The following is an 18607-nucleotide window of genomic DNA, read 5'->3' on the forward strand; positions in this document are numbered from 1 at the left end:
TTATTTTTTATAAAAATAAGAAATTTTTTTAATTGTTAGTGTATTCTATTTGGAGGTTTATGAGAAAGGATAAAGATAATGAAAATAGAAAATTCAATTTTTAAATTGATAAATATAGTCAGTTCATTAGTCATTTTGTTGACTATTTTTGGAGCTGTTCAATCCGATAATTTAAACTTGTCAGAATTAAAAGCGTCTCACCTGATTTGTATTCTATTTACAATATTTGCCATGACAATGTTGACAGTTTCTAGCTATTATAGAAAAAGATTCCTTATTTTTTTTGAGAATATGATGTTTTTTTTGAAAAAACATCTGAAAAAAATAACATTTATATTGATTACCATTACAGTTGTTTTACAAATAATTATTGTAGTAGTAACTACCGTTCCAATTAGTTGGGATGTTGGTAGTATTTTTAATGGGCTAAAAAACTTAGATACAACCAATGAATCCATTAGCAATTATTTATCGATGTATCCTAATAATTCTTTTTTCTTTTTTTTAATGTTGGGAATTATTAATTTAGTAAACCACTTTTCTCCTAATATTGGTAATACATGGCTTTTTTGGCAGTTATTGAATATAGTTGTTTTAGATACGGGCATAGGTGTATTAACAGTAGCAGCTAATAGACTTTTTTCGAAAAGAGTTAGTTATCTAGTTTTATATCTATCTATGTTTAGTCTAGCATTATCACCATGGTTATTAGTTCTTTATACTGATAGTCTTTCTTTTATGTTTGTTTCTTTAGTACTATTGGTTTATTCTTTTCTTGGAAAAAAGAATAAACATCATTTTATATGTATTCTTTTTTTAGGGATATTATGTGGAATTACCTTTTTGATTAAACCTTCTGCAATTATTTTTTTAATTGCTTGGACAATAGTATTTATAGTAATTTTTGTTGCAAATTACAAAAAAAACAGGAAATATATTAACATATTCAGCGTTTGTTTATTTGTTATAGGAATGGTAAGTTCAGTAACTACATTTACTATTTATAAAAATCAACAGACGGTTATTCAATATGATAAAGAAAAACAATTTCCTATGACACATTGGATGATGATGGGTTTAACTGGAAGTGGCGGTTATAACTCACAAGATGTATCAACCATGAGTAAGTTTAAAACAACTAAGGAAAGGAAAGAGTATGCAGGGAAGACAATAAAAAAAAGGCTCCAAGATTATGGAGTAGGCGGTTATCTGAAATTTATTATCAAAAAGCATTTTAATAATACTGATCGTGGTGATTTTGGTTGGGGAAGCGATGGAATTCCTCAAAAACCAGAAAATAAATCTAAATCTAAATTTCAGAGTTTTCTCAGAGATTTTTACTATCAGCAAGGAAAAAGAACAAGAACACTCCGTTTTTATATGCAAATTTTATGGATATTTACGTTATTTGGTATGTACTTAACAACGGTCTCCTTTGATAAAAAACAAATTTTATATAGAGAAATTATCATAAAGCTTACTATTATTGGAGCTATGATGTTTCTACTATTATTTGAAGGTGGTCGCTCACGCTATTTAATTCAATTTTTACCATTTTTCTATTTACTTTCAGCAATCGGATGGGAAAGTGTGTTAACAGCAACTAATAGGAGGAAAAAAGAAAATGTCAAAACTTTTTATAGTAGTACCATGTTATAATGAAGAGGAAGTACTACCTATTTCCAGCAAGGTATTGTTGGATTTTTTAAAACGAATGATTGCTAAGAATAAAGTAAGTACAGAAAGTTCCATTTTGTTTGTGGATGATGGTAGTAAAGATAAAACATGGGCTATTATTAAAAGACTATCTGAACAAGAAGAACATTTTAAAGGTCTTAAATTTAGTCGCAACTTTGGTCACCAAAATGCACTTTTAGCTGGTATGACGACAGCGGTTCAATTTGCAGATATGATTGTTACGATTGATGCAGATTTACAAGATGATGTCGAGGCAATTGAGGGAATGATTGATGCTTATCATGATGGAAACGATGTTGTTTATGGCGTTCGTAGTAACCGTGATACAGATACCGCGTTCAAAAGAAAAACTGCAGAAATGTTTTATTCATTTATGAATAAACTAGGTGTGAATACCGTACCAAACCATGCAGATTTTCGTTTGATGAGCAATCGGGCGACTAAGGTATTACTAACTTTTAAAGAAGAAAACTTATTTTTAAGAGGGATGGTTCCATTAGTTGGATTTCCTAGTACAAAAGTTTATTATTCAAGAAATATTCGAGTAGCTGGTGAGTCAAAATATCCGCTAAAAAAAATGCTTAATTTTGCTATGGAAGGCATTACTTCCTTTTCAATTGTACCAATTAAAATGGTTAGAAACATAGGGTTTATTACTTTATTAATTGGTATCTTTTATATGATTTATAGTTTGATACAACATTTTACAGGAAATGTTGAAGCTGGTTGGTCTTCTCTTATCATCAGTATCTGGTTTTTAGGGGGAATTCAATTAATCAGTCTGTCTATTGTGGGCGAATATATTGGTAAAATTTATTCCGAAGTTAAGGGGCGACCACGTTTTATTATTGAAGAAGAAGTCTAAATTAAAAAATAGAATTTTTTAGTAAAATACAAAATTGAGCTCGAATACCGGCTGGAGAAATCTAGTCGGTATTTTTATGAAATGAAACGTTTACTGTATTGAACACTGAACCGAAGTTTCGTTTTGCTTCGCTGATAATTAGAGGAAATCAATTTATTAATTTCTTTTGTCAAGAATTGCTTTTATATTCGAGTGTTTAGCAATATGGAAAGGACAAAACTTTATCATTAAACAAATCAAGAAAAGGATTCAGCTAGAGCATTATTCTTAATTAGGATGTTCCGTTTTGATTATGTTTCGAATGCTTAAATTCAGGTGTATCCGTTGGCAGTTTTTTGATGAAGGACCTTAAAATTAAATTTTTCTACTATTTTGACTCATTCTTGTACAGTGGAATATGAAGAGATATTAAATTGCTTTGTCCAGTGTTTGATAGCATCTATTCTCCATTTTGATAAGCTTTTACTACTTTGTTCTTGAATGTATAATCATATTTTGCTAGTTTAAATACGCCTTCAAAGTTAGATTTTTGTTCTAATTTTGGAGGCGTAATACATTTTTTCATTTCTTTTTTGTATAGTAAAAGTTAATAAATAATGAAAATCTATTTTCTAAGTTTGTCGTTGTTGGTAATTGGTTAAGATCATACGTGAAAAGGGACCGACAATCAGCAATTGATAAGGAAGGGCAACAATAAAGTTCAGGCCCCAAGCTTGGAAATACGCACTTAGTGACAACGTCTGGCCTTCCATTAATAAGCCAAATAAAGACATACAAGTCACCATGCCGATAATCATGAGACTCGAAATGGTCAGAATAAGTAATAGCCGTTTTTCTTTATTAAAGGGTAAAGAAAAAGCGATTTTCTTAGCTAAGACACCAACGATGAAAACGTCTAAAATAAAAGCAACGATAAATCCAGGAAGCAAACCTTTTGATAAGGCGTACAATGAAAATTCTCCATGCAATAATAAATTATAGGTGCTCATTCCGAAAACCATCAGAAAGCACATTAACGTAGTAAAAAGCATTCCTTCTTTTTTATTAGTAGGCATTTTTTTCTCCTTTCATTTATTGAGAGTAATGATTGTTCTAGGCAGAAAAGGACAAATTCTCTCGACTTTTACTAGTGTAGCAAAAATAAAAGTTCTTCATAAGTTAGAATTTGCTAAGAATTTGATTCAAATAAAAAGGTGTACTAAGTCAGCAGTACACCTTTTTATTCGTTATTTAGTTTATTTTTGTGTTATTTGTAACATCCTCTCCAAACCATTTTTGAGAAATTTTACTAAGGGTGCCATCTTTTCGTAACGTTTCAAAGGCAGTATTGATTTTTTGGACTAATTGATTGTCTGATTTGCGGACGCCCACAGCAAAATCTTCATTGTCATAGCCGACATGAGAAATAGTATAGTTTTTTAAATTATCTTCGTGGGAAAGATAGTAGTTGGCGTAGACGCGATCAATTAGGAGCCCATCAATTCGGCCAGATTTTAAATCTAAGAAAGCTTCATTAAAGCCGTCATATAAAATAGGTGTTTGGTCTTTAACAAATTTTTTCAAAACGTCAGGCTGACTTTCGAAGCCATCATAGCCAGAAGAGCCATTTTGAACCCCTAAAATTTTGCCTTGCATGTCGCTCGCTGTTGCAATGTTTTTTTCTTTTAAAGAAACAAGTACTTGGTCGTTCGTCATGTAAGGTTGTGTGAATTGAACTTTTTCGGCCCGCTCGCTCGTTTTAGTGTAGCCGTTCCAAATAAGATCAATGGTTTGATTTTGTAATTCTGTTTCTTTCATAGACCAATCAATCGGTTGGAAGTCAACGGAAATGCCATAAAGTTTAAAAACCGCTTTGGCTAAGTCGACATCAAAGCCGACAATTTTGCCTGATTTATCTTGAAAACCCATGGGCACAAAGGAGTCATCTAAGCCAATAATAATCCGTTTTTCTTCGTTAATCCGTGTCCATTGATCTTCGTTGCTTTTTCTTTTACCACAACCTGCAAATAGGAGTAAACTACAACAGATAACCAGCAAGGCTAAAGAATATTTCTTTTTCATCATAAACTCCTTTCTATTGGACGGGGGCAACCGTCAAAAGATTGTCTGCAATTTTTTCAGCGAAAGCCATATCGTGGGTCACGACAATCTGTGTCATGCCTTGTTTCCGTAAATCTAAAATAACTTCTTCCACTTGTTGGCGTAAAGCTGGATCTAGCGCGCTCGTTGGTTCATCGTACCCAAGAACTTTTGGCTTCATTGCTAAGGCACGAGCAAGTGCAACTCGTTGTTTTTGTCCACCGGAAAGTTGGTACGGATAGAGTTTTTCTTTACCAGCCAAGCCCAATTTTTCCAGTAATTCTAAAGCTTCTTGCTGACTTTTTGCTTTTTCTTCTTTTAGTACTAATGTAGGTGCTAAGGTAATGTTTTCTAAAACTGATAAGTGAGGGAAAAGTTGGAAGTCCTGGAAAACGACCCCAACCACTTGATCGGCATTGTCCATTTCAGCAGGATTGAAAGGAACACCATCCAACAAAAGCTCACCAGAATCAATGGTTTCTAAACCAGCCAAACAACGAAGTAAAGTGGTTTTTCCGCCGCCTGAAGGACCAACAATCGTTAAAATTTTACCCTCTGGAATTTCTAAATTTAAGTGATCAATAATGGTCCGGTTATCAAAATGTTTGGTTAAATTTTTAATAGTTAACATGGTAGAGTCCTCCTATTTATAATATTGATAGAATTTTTCAATTTTCTTAGAAGCAACAGTCAAAATTGCCGTAAAGAATAAATAAATCACTCCCACTAAAGCTAATGGCACTAATGTAACATCGCGGCTCATCGCAATTTTACCAGCACGTAAAAGATCGCCTAAGCCAAGAACATAAATAAGAGAAGTATCCTTGACCAAATTGATAATTTCATTTCCTACGGAAGGCAGCACGATTTTAACAACTTGTGGCAAAATAATCCGCGTGACTGTTTGAAAACGTGTTAAACGTAAAACCTTAGCAGCTTCATATTGACCTTGGGGAATTGCTTGAATCCCCCCGCGAAAAATTTCAGCAAAGTACGCAGCATAATTTAAAATAAATGCGAATAAGGCTGCATCGTAACGTTCAAAGACAATACCAATTAATGGTAAGCCGTAAAAAACAAAAATTAATTGTAACAATAGCGGAGTGCCGCGCATTAACCAAATGTAGAGGTTAATTAAGTAACGTAAAGGTTTAAACGAACTTTGTAAAATAAAGGCAATGATAATCCCCAGTGGAATCGAGCCAAGGAGCGTAAAGAAAAAGACTTTCAGTGTCATGCCAGCTCCGCTAACTAAAGCAGGTAAAATTTCTAAAATATAATCCATCATTTTTTCCTCCAACAATTTTTATTAAAAAACAAAAAAGCCTCTTGGCTGTGAGCCAAGAGGACGAATCGCATTCGTGGTGCCACCTCAATTTACTTATCTTTCACAAGATAAGCCTTATGTAGTTGCGTTGACAACTACTCTCTGTTAACGATAGAGTCACCGGTTTTTCTTACTAAAGGATTCAGAAAAACATCTTTTAGGTGTGAGTAAAGAAGAATCCATCTTTTTCTTTCAGCCAATGAAAAAGTCTCTGTAAAGGAAGAGCTAAATTACTATGTCCTAAGCCTTGATTGTAAGTATGAAATTGTTCGAACGGAACAGAAAACCTGTTGCTTTTCTAGCTTATCCCATTAAGCATATAGAAAAGAGGACAACAGACTTGAGCAGTTGAGGCACTCTCTCAGGTTGAAAAGCGCATCTAAAAAAACAAAAAAGTCCTTTGGCTGAATAGCCAAAGGACGAATAATCAATTATCGTGGTTCCACCTTAGTTTATTCGTGTTTCGCAACACGAACCTTATGAAGTTCATAACTTCGCCTGCTAACGAGTGGTCCCGTACTTTCCTACTAAGGGTTCAAAAAGTCAACTCCCAGATGTGGTTCGCTGTTTCTTTACGTCTTTTTCCACCAACCAAAGACTCTCTTCACTAAAGGAAACAGTTACTCTTCTGTTCTCTGTTTTTCAATACTGTACCACCAGAAAAAATATCTGTCAACTCTTATTCTTAAAAAAATATTTTTCTTTCAAAAAGTAAGTGCTGAAAAAGGACAAATGTGTGGAAAATCATGTAAAATGTAGGTAAGTTGTTTGAACAGAAGGAGGAGTTTTGGTATGAAACAGAAAAAGTGGTTAATCGGACTTGTTGCATTGGGCTTGGTTTTAGCAGCATGTGGAAGTGGCGGTTCGAAAACGACCTCGAATGAAACAGCTACACAGAAAATTAACGTCGCATCTGGTGGTGAACTCTCGACATTAGACAGCGCTCATTATACAGATGTCTATAGTTCCGATATGATTGGTCAAGTAGTTGAAGGCTTGTATCGACAAGATAAAAACGGAGATCCTGAGCTAGCTATGGCGAAAGCAGAGCCACAAGTTAGTGAAGACGGGTTAGTCTATACATTCAAGTTACGAGAGGCAAAATGGACAAACGGGGATCCAGTTAAAGCAGGGGATTTTGTAGTTGCGTTTAGAAACGTGGTCGATCCAGCGTATGGTTCAAGTAGCAGTAATCAAATGGATATTTTTAAAAATGGGCGTGCGGTGCGGGAAGGACAAGCCACGATGGAAGAATTTGGTGTCAAAGCAATCGATGACCAGACACTAGAACTAACATTGGAAAATCCAATTCCTTATTTAGCCCAAGTCTTGGTTGGGACACCTTTTATGCCTAAAAATGAAGCCTTTGCCAAAGAAAAAGGTACTGCCTATGGGACTTCTGCAGATAATTTTGTTGGCAATGGGCCGTTTGTAATTTCAGGCTGGGATGGCAATTCCGAAACCTGGAAATTGAAGAAGAATGATCATTATTGGGATAAAGAACACGTAAAATTGAATGAAATTGATGTTCAAGTAGTGAAAGAAATTGGCACAGGAGCCAATCTTTTTGATAATGGCGACTTAGATTACACTGTTTTAGCAGATACTTATGCACTTCAGTATAAAGAGTCAAAACAAGCGCATTTTGTGCCTAAAGCCATGGTGGGTTATTTAAGCCCAAATCATCGCCGTGAAATTACCGGCAACGAGCATGTTCGAAAAGCTTTTTTACAAGCGATTGACAAAGAAACTTTTGCAAAAGAAATTTTAGGAGATGGCTCGACAGCTTTAAATGGTTTTGTACCAGCTAATTTTGCAAAAAATCCAGACACAGGTGAAGATTTCCGTAAAGAAAATGGTGATTTATTGCCATATAATATTAAAGAAGCCCAAGCTAACTGGAACAAAGCGAAAGAAGAGTTGGGCAAAGATAAAATTGAATTGGAACTAATCTCAGCGGACTCAGCGATTGCCAAGAAAACCATTGAATTTGTTCAAGGGCAATTGCAACAAAATTTACCAGGTTTAACAATCAAATTAAAATCACTGCCTTTGCAAAATCGTTTGGATTTACAAACAGCAGGTAATTACGATTTAGCCTTTGGAACATGGACACCTGACTATGCTGATCCCATTAATTTTTTAGAATTTTATGACTCAAAAAGTGGCTTAAATACTTCTGGTTATAACGATTCAGCGTATGATGCGGGTCTCCAAAAAGTTAGAAAAGATTACGCCAATGAACCTGAAAAACGCTGGAATGAATTACTAAGTTTAGAAAAAACATTAATTGAAAAAGATGCCGGTGTTTTACCCTTATTCCAAGGAGCCATTGGTTACTTGAAATCAGATCGCTTACAAGGTTTGCAAGTATTTTCTTTTGGTCGCACAGTATCCTATCGTTTAGCTTATGTAGAAGAATAAATTGACTTCTGAAAAGTCCTATCTTTTGAAAAAGTCTGCTTTCTGTTTTATCCTTAAAGTAGGAAAATTAACTAAAAAAATCAACTATGAAAGGTAGGTTTTTCAAATGTTTAGCTTTCTATGGGCATTAATTGTCGGAGGAATTATTGGCGCAATTGCTGGCGCAATTTTAGGAAAAGACGTGCCAGGTGGCATTATTGGAAATATTATCGTGGGCTTTTTAGGAAGTTGGGTAGCATCACTCTTGTTGCCTTCTTTAGGACCAGTCATCGGCGGTTTTCCAATTATCTCAGCGTTGCTAGGAGCGATTATCTGTATCGCTATTTACTCTTTTATTGTAAACCGCAAGGCGTAAAATTGTATCAAAATGATATCTTGAAAAGCATCATAAAACTTGTGAAGGTTGATCAAACCATTACTTTTGATGTCTTTTCTCTCATATTTTAAGTCTATGACAAAAATCTCTTTGGATTTTTGTCATAGACTCTTTTTTTTTAAAATATTTATTATGAGAATTTCCTGCGTTAGACTGCTTATTTTTCATTTATTATTCATTTTTGATAATGGAAGTTTTGTTGGATAAAGTGAATAGCTCAAGGTTCAACAAAAATAAAGAAAAAATTAATATGTTAAGTTTGGGGAAGGTGAAATGCTGCTCTCATAATACGCCGTTTTATTCATTAAACGATAGTTGAAAAAAATAAGTGCCCTTGTTATTCTTTGAATTAAACTAATGGGGGCGAAAAGCATGGAATCGTTAAAAAGTAATCTTTTTTTGACCAGAGAAGCATATTTGGAAGCTTTTGAAACAATCATGACACCTTTAAAAACGGCTATTTTAACATCAGAAAAACCTGGCGTAAATTTCGGGTCCAGTGGTGCTGTCTATGATCAGCAACATGCTGAAATGGAAGCGCTCATTCGACCATTATGGGGAATTGGACCGTATTGGGTTACTTGTAAAGATGATGTTTTAAGAGATGCTTATGTGGAAAAATTAATCGCAGGAACTGATCCGTCATCCCCAGACTATTGGGGCGATATTGTTGATTATGATCAATATATTGTGGAAGCAGCAGCATTATCTTTAACTTTATTGCTTCATAAGACATATTTTTGGTCCTGTTTTTCTGAGAAACAGCAAGAAAATATCATGGTTTGGTTAAATAAAGCACTTGGTTGTAAAATTCCTAAAAATAATTGGACGTTTTTCAAAGTGCTCATTCGTTTGGCACTCGAGGGATGTGGACAAGTGATTAACCAAGCGGAACTAGAGGAAGAATTGGCGTTGATTGAACGCATGTATTTAGGTGATGGTTGGTATATGGATGGTAAAACTACGCAAAGAGATTATTATATTTCGTTTGCTTTTCATTATTATAGTTTGATTTATGTCAAATTTATGCGAGAAAGAGATCCTGTTCGTGCGAAACGTTTTACAGAACGAGCCGTTATGTTCGCGCAGGACTATCTGTACTATTTTGATGAGGAGGGCGAAGCGTTATCTTACGGACGTAGTCAAACGTATCGGTTTGCTCAAGGAGCGTTTTTCGCAGCTTTGATATTTGCAGAAGTAGAGGCGTTACCTTGGGGACAAATAAAAACGCTGTTAGCAAAACATTTACACTGTTGGATGCAACAGACTATTTTCACTTATGATGGTCGGTTGTCCATTGGCTATCATTACGAAAATTTAGTAATGGCAGAAGGTTATAACGCACCAGGCTCTCCGTATTGGGCTTTTAAAACATTTTTGTTGCTCGCAGTGGATCAAGACCATCCGTTTTGGCGTGCTGAACCGCTGGCGATAAAACGAGAAGAAAAGCGTTTGATAGAAAAGGGAAACATGTTATTAATCCATCCTAAAATGAAAACGCATGTCCTCGGCTATCCTGCAGGACTATGGCTTGAAAATCAAGCACATGCTGCGGCTAAATATAGTAAATTTGTCTATTCTAGCCGCTTTGGTTTTAGCGTTCCCAAAGCTGGTGCGCGTTATGAGGAGGGGGCTTTTGATAACGTATTGGCTGTTTCTCGTGATGGTGAATATTTTCGTGTTAAAGGGAAAGTTCATGATTTTTATTTAACAGAGGAGCAAGTTTATTATAAATGGCTACCTTTTCAAGAAGTAGAAATTGAAACAACCATTTATCCTTTTGGAGAATGGCATGTTAGAGTACATGAAATAGTGACATCGGTTCCATTAAAAGTGCGAGAAGGAGGATTCAGTCTACCGTTACTTGGAAAATTTTCAGAAAAAGAACTTGGTAAAGAGTGGGCTAGAGTCGATTCAGGAGAATTGTGTTCGCAAATAGTTGCAATTGAAGGGTATGACCACGCAGGTATTCTTCAACCTGAACCCAATACATCGTTGTTTTTCCCAAGAACAAGTTTACCTTATTTACAAAAAGAGCTACCAATAGGAACGCATCGCCTGATTTGTTTGGTAGGTGGTGTGACAAGGGAGGAATAAAAAATGATAAAAATCGAATTGAAAAATAAAGACAATCAGATTATTACTGGCCGCATCGATCACGAGAAGCCAGAAGCGCCATTCATGGCGGAGGGAGACACGTTAGCGGTATTAGCAATTAAACAGTACCTTTATCAAGTTGGCGATAAAATTGTAGTGACTTATACAGGGGCTACCCCTTATTTGATGGTTCAATTAGATGAAACTTTGGCTCCTTCATTGATTTATTTGAAAGAAAAAGTTTGGGAATATCAAATTCCATTAGAAGAATCTGCTCGAAAAGCTTTTGTTGATACGGCCTTTCATTCAGCAAGGCACCAAATAATGGTTCGACAAGCGCACATGTTTGAAAAAGACAATTATCAAAATCTTTCTATGAATACACATGACCAAAAAGAATATTCAGGAGCCTATCCTCATGCGTATGCAAACGTTGAAACGAGAGACGATGCTGTTTTCTTTGCGAAAAATGCTATTGATTCTAAGTTTGGTAACCTTTCTCATGGCTCGTATCCATTTGCTTCTTGGGGAATTAACCAACAAAAGGAGGCACAGATAACGATTGACTTTGGCAGGCCTGTAGAAACGGACTGGATCCGCTTGCTATTTCGGGCGGATTACCCACATGATAGCTATTGGGAGGAAGTCACTTTAGCTTTTTCAGATGGAGAGGAACGAGTAGTTGCCACAACGAATACCGCCTGTTTTCAAGAAATAAAGTTCCCAATGAAAACAACACAAACTTTGACATTAAAATGCTTACGAAAAGCGCTGGATTCTTCTCCGTTTCCAGCGTTGACCCAAATTGAAGTATTCGGTCGGAATAAATAATAAGAGGTCGGGACAGAACCGTTTAGCTCTGAGAAATAAGAATAAATTTCCGAAAATTTCTCTTTGATTTTTGGAGACCAAGTAGGTATTGTTCATCATCGAATCACTACGTTCTTCGGGATTCTCAACAATTTCGGCTTATTTCCGAAGGACCTTCAACTCTTAGAGCTTTAGCTCTTAGAAGTTGTTGAGATCGGAGCAACGCGTAGTGTTGGTTCTGTTCCCGCCGTTTATCAGTTTTTGAGCGTGGAGCAAAAATCCAAAGTGATTTTTGTCCCACGCTCTTGTTTTTAAGAGAAATAATCAAGAAAGGTCGCTTTTTATTTTCTTTTACGTTATAATACAATAAGTTAATATGTTAACAAGTTAAGGAGTGGTGGAGATGTGTAGTCAAGAAAATAAACAAAGACTGATCTCTCTAGGAGAAAATGTCACAGATGAATGGATTCAAACGCAATTAAATGAATGCGTTTCAAAAATTGCTAAAAATATGCAGCGTTTCGGAACACAGTTTCCTTCAGCTTGTGCCACGAATGGTCGATATCGTCTCAAAGCTAACGATGATTGGACCAATGGCTTTTGGACAGGCATGCTTTGGCTGGCATATGAGTGGTCTCACCAAGAAAAATTTCGTTTACTGGCAATGGAAAATATTGACAGCTTTCAACAACGATTAGAGGAGCATTTTGTTTTGGACCACCATGACATTGGTTTTTTATATAGTCTATCGGCGGGTGCTGGGTATAAAATTACCGGTGATGAGCGCTGTAAACAAGAAGTGCTAGCTGCCGCTGAAGTATTGTCAGCACGATTCCAAGAAAATGGCTCCTTCATTCAAGCGTGGGGCCATTATGGTGATCCCAAAGAATATCGATTAATTATCGACTCATTAATGAATTTACCGCTTTTATTTGAAGCAACTAAATTATCTGGAAATAGGGTTTATGAGGAAATTGCCTCACGTCACTATCATACGTTAATGAAAACGGTGATTAAATCCGATGCGACAACTTATCATACCTATTATTTTGATCCAGAAACAGGCAAACCAAAACATGGAGCTACGCATCAAGGACATAGTGATACTTCCATTTGGGCACGAGGCCAAAGTTGGGCAATTTTAGGGATTCCCCTAAACGAAACATTTCTCCATTCCCAACCATTTCCGGAAATTTATCCACAAATAGTGGAGGTTTTTCTAGCTCATTTGCCAGCAGATTTAATTCCCTATTGGGATTTTGATTTTAATGACCAAATGCCATCTGACAAAGATAGCTCGGCACTGGCAATTGCGGCATGTGGTTTATTGGAAGCAGACAAACTACAGGCTTTTCCTCAAGCGAAAGAGCTTGCCAAAGGAATGATTTATCAATTAGGAGAATATTATCGTACGCAAAATGATTCCGAAAATGAAGGACTGCTACTCCATGGTGTTTACGCACATGCAGAAGGAAAAGGGATTGATGAACCCAACTTATGGGGCGATTATTTTTACATGGAAGCCTTAATGCGTTTAGCAAAACCATCATGGCAAAGATACTGGTAAAGGGGAAAAATGATGCAAACGTTTGAGATTAAAGAAGACTTTTTATTAAATGGACAACCAATAAAAATTATTAGCGGGGCGATTCATTACTTTCGAATGACACCTAGCCAATGGGAAGATAGCCTCTATAATCTGAAAGCTTTAGGAGCTAATACAGTAGAAACCTACATTCCTTGGAATATTCATGAACCAGAAGAAGGCGTATACGATTTTGAAGGAATGAAAAACATTGAAGCATTTGTCCGCTTGGCAGAAAAACTGAATTTACTAGTTATTCTGCGTCCTTCGGCTTATATTTGTGCAGAATGGGAGTTTGGTGGCTTACCAGCATGGCTTTTGAAAGAAAAAGGTGTGCGATTACGTTCGACAGATCCTATTTTTATGACTAAAGTTCGTAACTATTTTCAAGTATTATTGCCTAAACTAGCACCGCTGCAGATAACACAAGGTGGACCAGTGATCATGATGCAGGTTGAAAATGAATATGGGTCCTATGGCATGGAGAAAGCGTACTTGCGACAAACCAAGCAGATAATGGAAGAACTGGGGATTGAGGTTCCTCTTTTTACATCTGATGGCGCTTGGGAAGAGGTTTTGGATGCGGGGACGTTAATTGAAGAGGATGTTTTTGTGACAGGAAATTTTGGTAGTCATTCGAAAGAAAATGCTGCCGTTTTGAAAAAATTTATGACTCGTCATGGTAAAAAATGGCCGTTGATGTGCATGGAATACTGGGATGGGTGGTTCAATCGTTGGGGCGAACCAGTGATTCAGCGGGAAGGTACCGACTTGGCGAAAGAAGTAAAAGATATGCTGGCAGTGGGTTCTTTAAATCTCTATATGTTTCATGGAGGAACAAATTTCGGCTTTTATAACGGGTGTTCGGCGCGAGGTGCAAAAGATTTACCTCAAGTCACTAGCTATGATTATGATGCTTTATTAACAGAAGCAGGAGAACCAACAGAAAAATATTATGCCGTTCAAAAAGCAATTAAAGAAGTATGTCCAGAAGTTTGGCAAGCACAACCACGCACGAAAAAACTGGGGAATTTAGGAAGCTTTCCAGTAACTGCTAGCGTATCCTTATTCGCAGTAAAAGATCAAATGATGACACCGAAGACCACCACGTATCCATTAAGTATGGAAGAAGCTGGCTCAGGCTATGGCTACTTGCTTTATTCGTTTGATTTAAAAAATTATCATCATGAAAATAAACTAAAAGTGGTCGAGGCCAGTGATCGTTTACACATTTATGTAGATGGAGATTTAGCTGCTACCCAATATCAAGAGACAGTGGGAGAAGAGCTACTCATTTCAGGGCAAACTGAAAAAGACACACTTGCGTTAGATATCCTAGTGGAAAACTTAGGTCGCGTTAATTATGGCTTTAAATTAAATAATCCCACACAAAGTAAAGGAATTCGAGGTGGAGTGATGCAAGACATTCATTTTCACCAAGGCTATCAACACTATCCCTTAACTTTTTCACAAGAGCAATTAGCCAAGATTGATTACACAGCTGGAAAAAATCCATTGCAGCCTTCGTTTTATCAAGTAACATTTGAATTAGAACAGCTAGCAGACACGTATATTGACTGTCGAGGCTACGGCAAAGGATTCGTTGTGGTCAATGGCCATCATCTAGGTCGTTATTGGGAAATAGGACCCATTCATTCGCTGTATTGTCCCAAAGAATTTTTACAGCAAGGACAAAATGAAGTAGTAATTTTTGAAACAGAGGGAATTGAAATTGAGTACTTGAAATTTACGAATCAAGTAATCATAGATTAAAAAAATAGAAGTAGAAGCTGAAATTTATTCGGCTTCTACTTCTATTTTGGTTTTGAAATATTTCCAATGTTTATAACTAATAATATATTCAGCAACACTACCATCTGCGAGATAGGAATGTTTAACTTGTTTAACAGCGGGTTCACGAAAACTTAATTGAAGTAAATTCAATAACTCAGCATCTTCGGGAAAGACAATTTCATTTGTTTCTACAGAAGCCAACGAGAAGAGGTCTACTGAAAAATCTTTACGGACTCGTTCATACACACTTGCATAAGCTGTGAGGTCCTTTGAGAGCGGCTCTTTAACAAGCTTTTTGGGAAGATGTGTGATATGTACGAGAAAGGGTGTATCTTCAGAATAGCGTACACGCTTGATTCTATAATAAGAAGCGTTAGCTGGTAAGCCTAATTCCTTTAAAATTTCGGCTTGATTATCTTCTTCAATTGAAAGGACTTTAACTTTTTCAGAGTCTAAAGAATGCAACTCGATATCAGAAAATTTTACATTTTGAGAAACTTTTGATTTCGAAACAAAGGTCCCTTTTCCTTGGATACGATACAAGTAACCTGCACTGGTCAGCTCATTCAGTGCTTTGACAGCTGTGATAGAACTAACAGCATATTTTCGTTTAATATCGGCTTCAGAATAAAATTTATCACCAGGAATAAAGGTATGATTTTTTATTTCACGTAAAAGGTCTTGTTTAATTTGTTCATATTTAGGTAACATGCGATTGCCTCCATTCTAGTAATCGAATGAATTAAGCATAACATGTTAACTAGCCTTTAGCAAACACTTTGAAAAAGAGGAAAGACAATTTTTATTTAAAGAATTCAAAAAAATAAATTCAATATATTAAGATATTAGGTTTACGGATAACTTAGTATGTGTTATAGTAAGTTCGTAGAGAACATAACATGTTAAGTAGGGTCACCTACATCTAGGGAGGGAAATTCGTGGAAAACATTGTACTAATTAGTCATGGTAGCATGGCTGAAGGCGTCAAAGTTAGCTTAGAAATGATCGTTGGTCGGCAAGAACACGTGCATACAGTCTCATTACGACCAGATAGCGACAATCTTCAATTTGAGAAAGAGCTAAATGAAAAAATGAAAGCCCTTAACGGTACGACACTGATTATTGCTGATTTACTAGGAGGAACGCCATGTAACGTGGCAACTAAGAATTATTTGAACGTTGACGGAGTGGAAATTATTGCAGGGATGACGCTCTCTGTTGTGATTGAAGCAGTGGTTAATCAACAGGCTTCGATTAAAGAATTAGTTTGTTTAGCACAAGAAAATATTGTTGATGTAAAGGCTGGAATGAATCAAGCGGAACAAGAGATTTCAGAAGCCAGCAAAGAAAAAGAGTTAAGTAACTATAGTCAATATGCTGGAAAAGAAAATATTGTAAACACACGGATTGATGAACGGTTAATTCATGGACAAGTAGCGGGAATTTGGTCGACAAGTCTTAGTACACAGCGAATAATTGTAGCCAATGATGAGGCGGCTACAGATCCTTTACAAAAATCATCTTTGAGAATGGCAGCGCCTTCTTCGATGCGTTTATCTGTTCTTGGAGTAGAGGCTGCCGCTAAAAATATTCAATCAGGAAAATATGGTAAACAGCGTTTATTTTTATTATTTAAAAATCCGAAAGATGTGCTCCGCTTTATCGAAGCGCAAGGACCTATCAAAACTGTAAATGTTGGGAATATGAGTTACAAAGAAGGAGCACGCGAAGTAACAAAAAGTATTCAAGTTTTACCAGAAGAAGAACAAATTTTTGAAACAATCGCTTCAAAAGGCGTCACTGTGACAGCCCAATTAGTTCCAAACGATCCAGTCGTTGATTTTATGAAAAAATTACGCGGCTAAAACTGTCAGACTAAGAAAGAATATTTTTAAATTTAGGAGGAAATTTCAATGCATTTAGCAGCGTATCAAATTATTTTAATTACTATTTATGCGTTTATTGCTATTAATGACTCACTTATTTCAAATACGTTGACGCAACCAGCTATTGCTGGAATGATTTCTGGAATGATTATGGGAGATTTAAAAACTGGTTTAATGGTTGGCGGCACTCTTCAATTAATGCGTTTAGGAATTGCTGCTTTTGGTGGAGCATCGGTACCTGATTATTTCACAGGGGCTGTTTTAGGAACCGCTTTCGCTGTAATCTCTGGAAAAGGAGCGGAGTATGGCATTGGTTTAGCTGTTCCTGTTTCTCTGTTGATGTTGCAACTAGATGTAGTCGCCCGTTTTTGTAATGTCTTTTTACTTCATAGTGTCGATAAAGCGATTGATAAGATGCAAGTAAAACGGATTCCACGTTTAGTTTTATCTGGTTCTGTTCTATGGGGACTGTCTCGTGCCATTCCGATTTTATTAATGTTATTAGCGGGGGATGCTGTAGTAACAACGATTACCGATAACATGCCAGAATGGCTAATGACGGGCTTAAAAACAGCTGGAGGAGTATTACCTGTTGTCGGTGTAGGGATTTTATTACGTTACTTGCCAACGAAGCAATATATCCCCTATTTACTATTAGGCTTTTTCTTAGCGGCTTATTTAAAAGTTCCAATGTTAGGTGTTTCGATAGTTGGGATGGTAGCAGCGATGCTTGTATTTAAACGTGATGGGGCAAAAAGCACGACACAAGCAACAACAGGAAATGGTGATTTTGAAGGAGGATATGACGGCGATGAGTAAGCATAAACTGACAAAAAAAGAATTAAATGCAATTAGCTGGCGTTATATTTTAGGAAGCCAATTAAACTGGAACTATGAACGTATGATGAGTTCAGGATATTTATACGGCATCTTACCTGTTTTAAAAAAATTCTATGGTCATGATGAAGCACAATTTCAAGATATGATGCGCACACACAATCAATTTTTTAACACCAATGCTATTTTTGGGAATTTAATTATGGGGATTGATGTTGCGATTGAAGAGCAAGATGGCTATAAAGCGAAAGAAACAATTATTGCGCTAAAAACAGCTCTGATGGGTTCTTTGGCAGGCGTTGGGGACTCTTTATTCCACGTTATTTGGGGGACGATTTTCGGCTCTGTTGCAGGGACACTGGCTCAAAATGGTTCGGTGGTTGGCTGTGTTATTTGGATTATTGCAAATATTGCACTATTGTTTGGTCGGGCCGCGCTCTTACCACTTGGTTATAAGCAAGGGGTCAAACTAGTGACGACCTTAAAAGACAAGTTATCTGCCTTTACGAATGCAGCAACTGTTCTTGGTGTGACTGTGATTGGTGCCTTAATTCCTTCAGTTATCAAGGCGACAGTTCCTTTTGTTTATAAAAAGAACGGGGTCGAATTAGTTATTCAAGATACGTTAGATGCGATTTTGCCTTCCTTAGTTCCAATCTTACTTGTTCTTTTGACTTATTGGATGTTAGGTCAAAAGAAACTAAATTCCACACGAGTGATTTGGATTATTTTAATTTTATCGATTGTTTTGAGTGCCTTTGGTATTTTGGCGTAAAAAGTATATTAAGTGATTTTCAGAGAGTCGGAGAGTGTAGAAAGTATTTTTCTT

General features: G+C 36.3%; 16 protein-coding genes and 2 other annotated features. Of the genes, 11 read left to right on the forward strand and 5 right to left on the reverse strand.

What is annotated here, in order from left to right; all coding sequences use genetic code 11:
* Positions 1 to 78 precede the first annotated feature (78 nt).
* Positions 79 to 1659: a membrane protein gene (locus IGL90_RS02745; RefSeq protein WP_048737527.1), complete on the forward strand. Its 1581-nt coding sequence runs from the start codon at positions 79 to 81 to the stop codon at positions 1657 to 1659.
* Positions 1625 to 2563, forward strand: coding sequence for a glycosyltransferase family 2 protein (locus IGL90_RS02750; protein ID WP_002376017.1), 939 nt, complete (start codon positions 1625 to 1627; stop codon positions 2561 to 2563). The genes IGL90_RS02745 and IGL90_RS02750 overlap by 35 nt, the downstream gene beginning before the upstream one ends.
* A gap of 611 nt (positions 2564 to 3174) precedes the next feature.
* Here the strand turns inward: IGL90_RS02750 and IGL90_RS02755 are convergent.
* The 4 genes from IGL90_RS02755 to IGL90_RS02770 form a co-directional block, all read right to left on the reverse strand.
* Positions 3175 to 3618, reverse strand: a complete 444-nt coding sequence (locus IGL90_RS02755) for a hypothetical protein (protein ID WP_002355676.1) — start codon at positions 3616 to 3618, stop codon at positions 3175 to 3177.
* Between the two features lie 175 nt (positions 3619 to 3793).
* Entirely contained in the window at positions 3794 to 4627 is an 834-nt protein-coding gene (locus tag IGL90_RS02760) for an amino acid ABC transporter substrate-binding protein (RefSeq protein ID WP_002355679.1), read from the reverse strand.
* 10 nt (positions 4628 to 4637) lie between these two features.
* Positions 4638 to 5273: an amino acid ABC transporter ATP-binding protein gene (locus IGL90_RS02765; protein ID WP_002355681.1), complete on the reverse strand. Its 636-nt coding sequence runs from the start codon at positions 5271 to 5273 to the stop codon at positions 4638 to 4640.
* 12 nt (positions 5274 to 5285) lie between these two features.
* A complete protein-coding gene (locus IGL90_RS02770; protein ID WP_002398092.1) occupies positions 5286 to 5930 on the reverse strand; it encodes an amino acid ABC transporter permease in 645 nt (214 codons plus the stop codon).
* Between the two features lie 53 nt (positions 5931 to 5983).
* Positions 5984 to 6226, reverse strand: a binding site (T-box leader).
* Between the two features lie 155 nt (positions 6227 to 6381).
* Positions 6382 to 6614: a binding site (T-box leader), on the reverse strand.
* A 147-nt stretch (positions 6615 to 6761) separates the two neighbouring features.
* Here IGL90_RS02770 and IGL90_RS02775 point away from each other — a divergent pair.
* The 6 genes from IGL90_RS02775 (at position 6762) to IGL90_RS02800 (ending at position 15034) form a co-directional block, all read left to right on the forward strand.
* Positions 6762 to 8393, forward strand: a complete 1632-nt coding sequence (locus IGL90_RS02775) for a peptide ABC transporter substrate-binding protein (protein ID WP_002398090.1) — start codon at positions 6762 to 6764, stop codon at positions 8391 to 8393.
* A 106-nt stretch (positions 8394 to 8499) separates the two neighbouring features.
* Positions 8500 to 8748 (forward strand): GlsB/YeaQ/YmgE family stress response membrane protein, encoded by a 249-nt coding sequence (locus IGL90_RS02780; protein ID WP_002355684.1) that lies wholly within the window; start codon positions 8500 to 8502, stop codon positions 8746 to 8748.
* A gap of 378 nt (positions 8749 to 9126) precedes the next feature.
* The gene (locus tag IGL90_RS02785; protein ID WP_048737524.1) at positions 9127 to 10866 is read left to right on the forward strand and encodes a DUF2264 domain-containing protein; all 1740 of its coding nucleotides are present in this window, start codon (positions 9127 to 9129) and stop codon (positions 10864 to 10866) included.
* 3 nt (positions 10867 to 10869) lie between these two features.
* Positions 10870 to 11697: a hypothetical protein gene (locus tag IGL90_RS02790; protein ID WP_002398088.1), complete on the forward strand. Its 828-nt coding sequence runs from the start codon at positions 10870 to 10872 to the stop codon at positions 11695 to 11697.
* Between the two features lie 382 nt (positions 11698 to 12079).
* A complete protein-coding gene (locus IGL90_RS02795) occupies positions 12080 to 13243 on the forward strand; it encodes a glycoside hydrolase family 88 protein (protein ID WP_002390979.1) in 1164 nt (387 codons plus the stop codon).
* A gap of 12 nt (positions 13244 to 13255) precedes the next feature.
* Positions 13256 to 15034 carry a glycoside hydrolase family 35 protein gene (locus IGL90_RS02800; RefSeq protein WP_011109466.1) on the forward strand — a complete coding sequence of 593 codons (1779 nt, stop codon included), beginning with the start codon at positions 13256 to 13258 and terminating at the stop codon, positions 15032 to 15034.
* A 24-nt stretch (positions 15035 to 15058) separates the two neighbouring features.
* On the opposite strand, the gene IGL90_RS02805 is transcribed toward IGL90_RS02800, so the two are convergent.
* On the reverse strand, positions 15059 to 15766 hold the full coding sequence (locus tag IGL90_RS02805; protein WP_002355690.1) for a GntR family transcriptional regulator: 708 nt from the start codon (positions 15764 to 15766) through the stop codon (positions 15059 to 15061).
* A 260-nt stretch (positions 15767 to 16026) separates the two neighbouring features.
* Here IGL90_RS02805 and IGL90_RS02810 point away from each other — a divergent pair, with 260 nt between their 5' ends.
* Genes IGL90_RS02810 through IGL90_RS02820 form a run of 3 tightly spaced genes read left to right on the forward strand, consistent with a single transcriptional unit; the run spans position 16027 to position 18553 of the window.
* Positions 16027 to 16920, forward strand: coding sequence for a PTS mannose/fructose/sorbose transporter subunit IIAB (locus tag IGL90_RS02810; protein WP_002383065.1), 894 nt, complete (start codon positions 16027 to 16029; stop codon positions 16918 to 16920).
* Between the two features lie 48 nt (positions 16921 to 16968).
* Complete coding sequence (locus IGL90_RS02815) at positions 16969 to 17760, forward strand: PTS mannose/fructose/sorbose/N-acetylgalactosamine transporter subunit IIC (protein ID WP_002358771.1); 792 nt, start codon at positions 16969 to 16971, stop codon at positions 17758 to 17760.
* Entirely contained in the window at positions 17753 to 18553 is an 801-nt protein-coding gene (locus tag IGL90_RS02820) for a PTS system mannose/fructose/sorbose family transporter subunit IID (RefSeq protein WP_002383066.1), read from the forward strand. Before IGL90_RS02815 ends, IGL90_RS02820 begins: the two co-directional genes overlap by 8 nt.
* The last annotated feature ends 54 nt before the right edge of the window (positions 18554 to 18607 follow it).

It is taken from the genome of Enterococcus sp. DIV1307a, assembly GCF_050537425.1.
In the GTDB taxonomy this organism is placed as follows: Bacteria; Bacillota; Bacilli; order Lactobacillales; family Enterococcaceae; genus Enterococcus; species Enterococcus faecalis.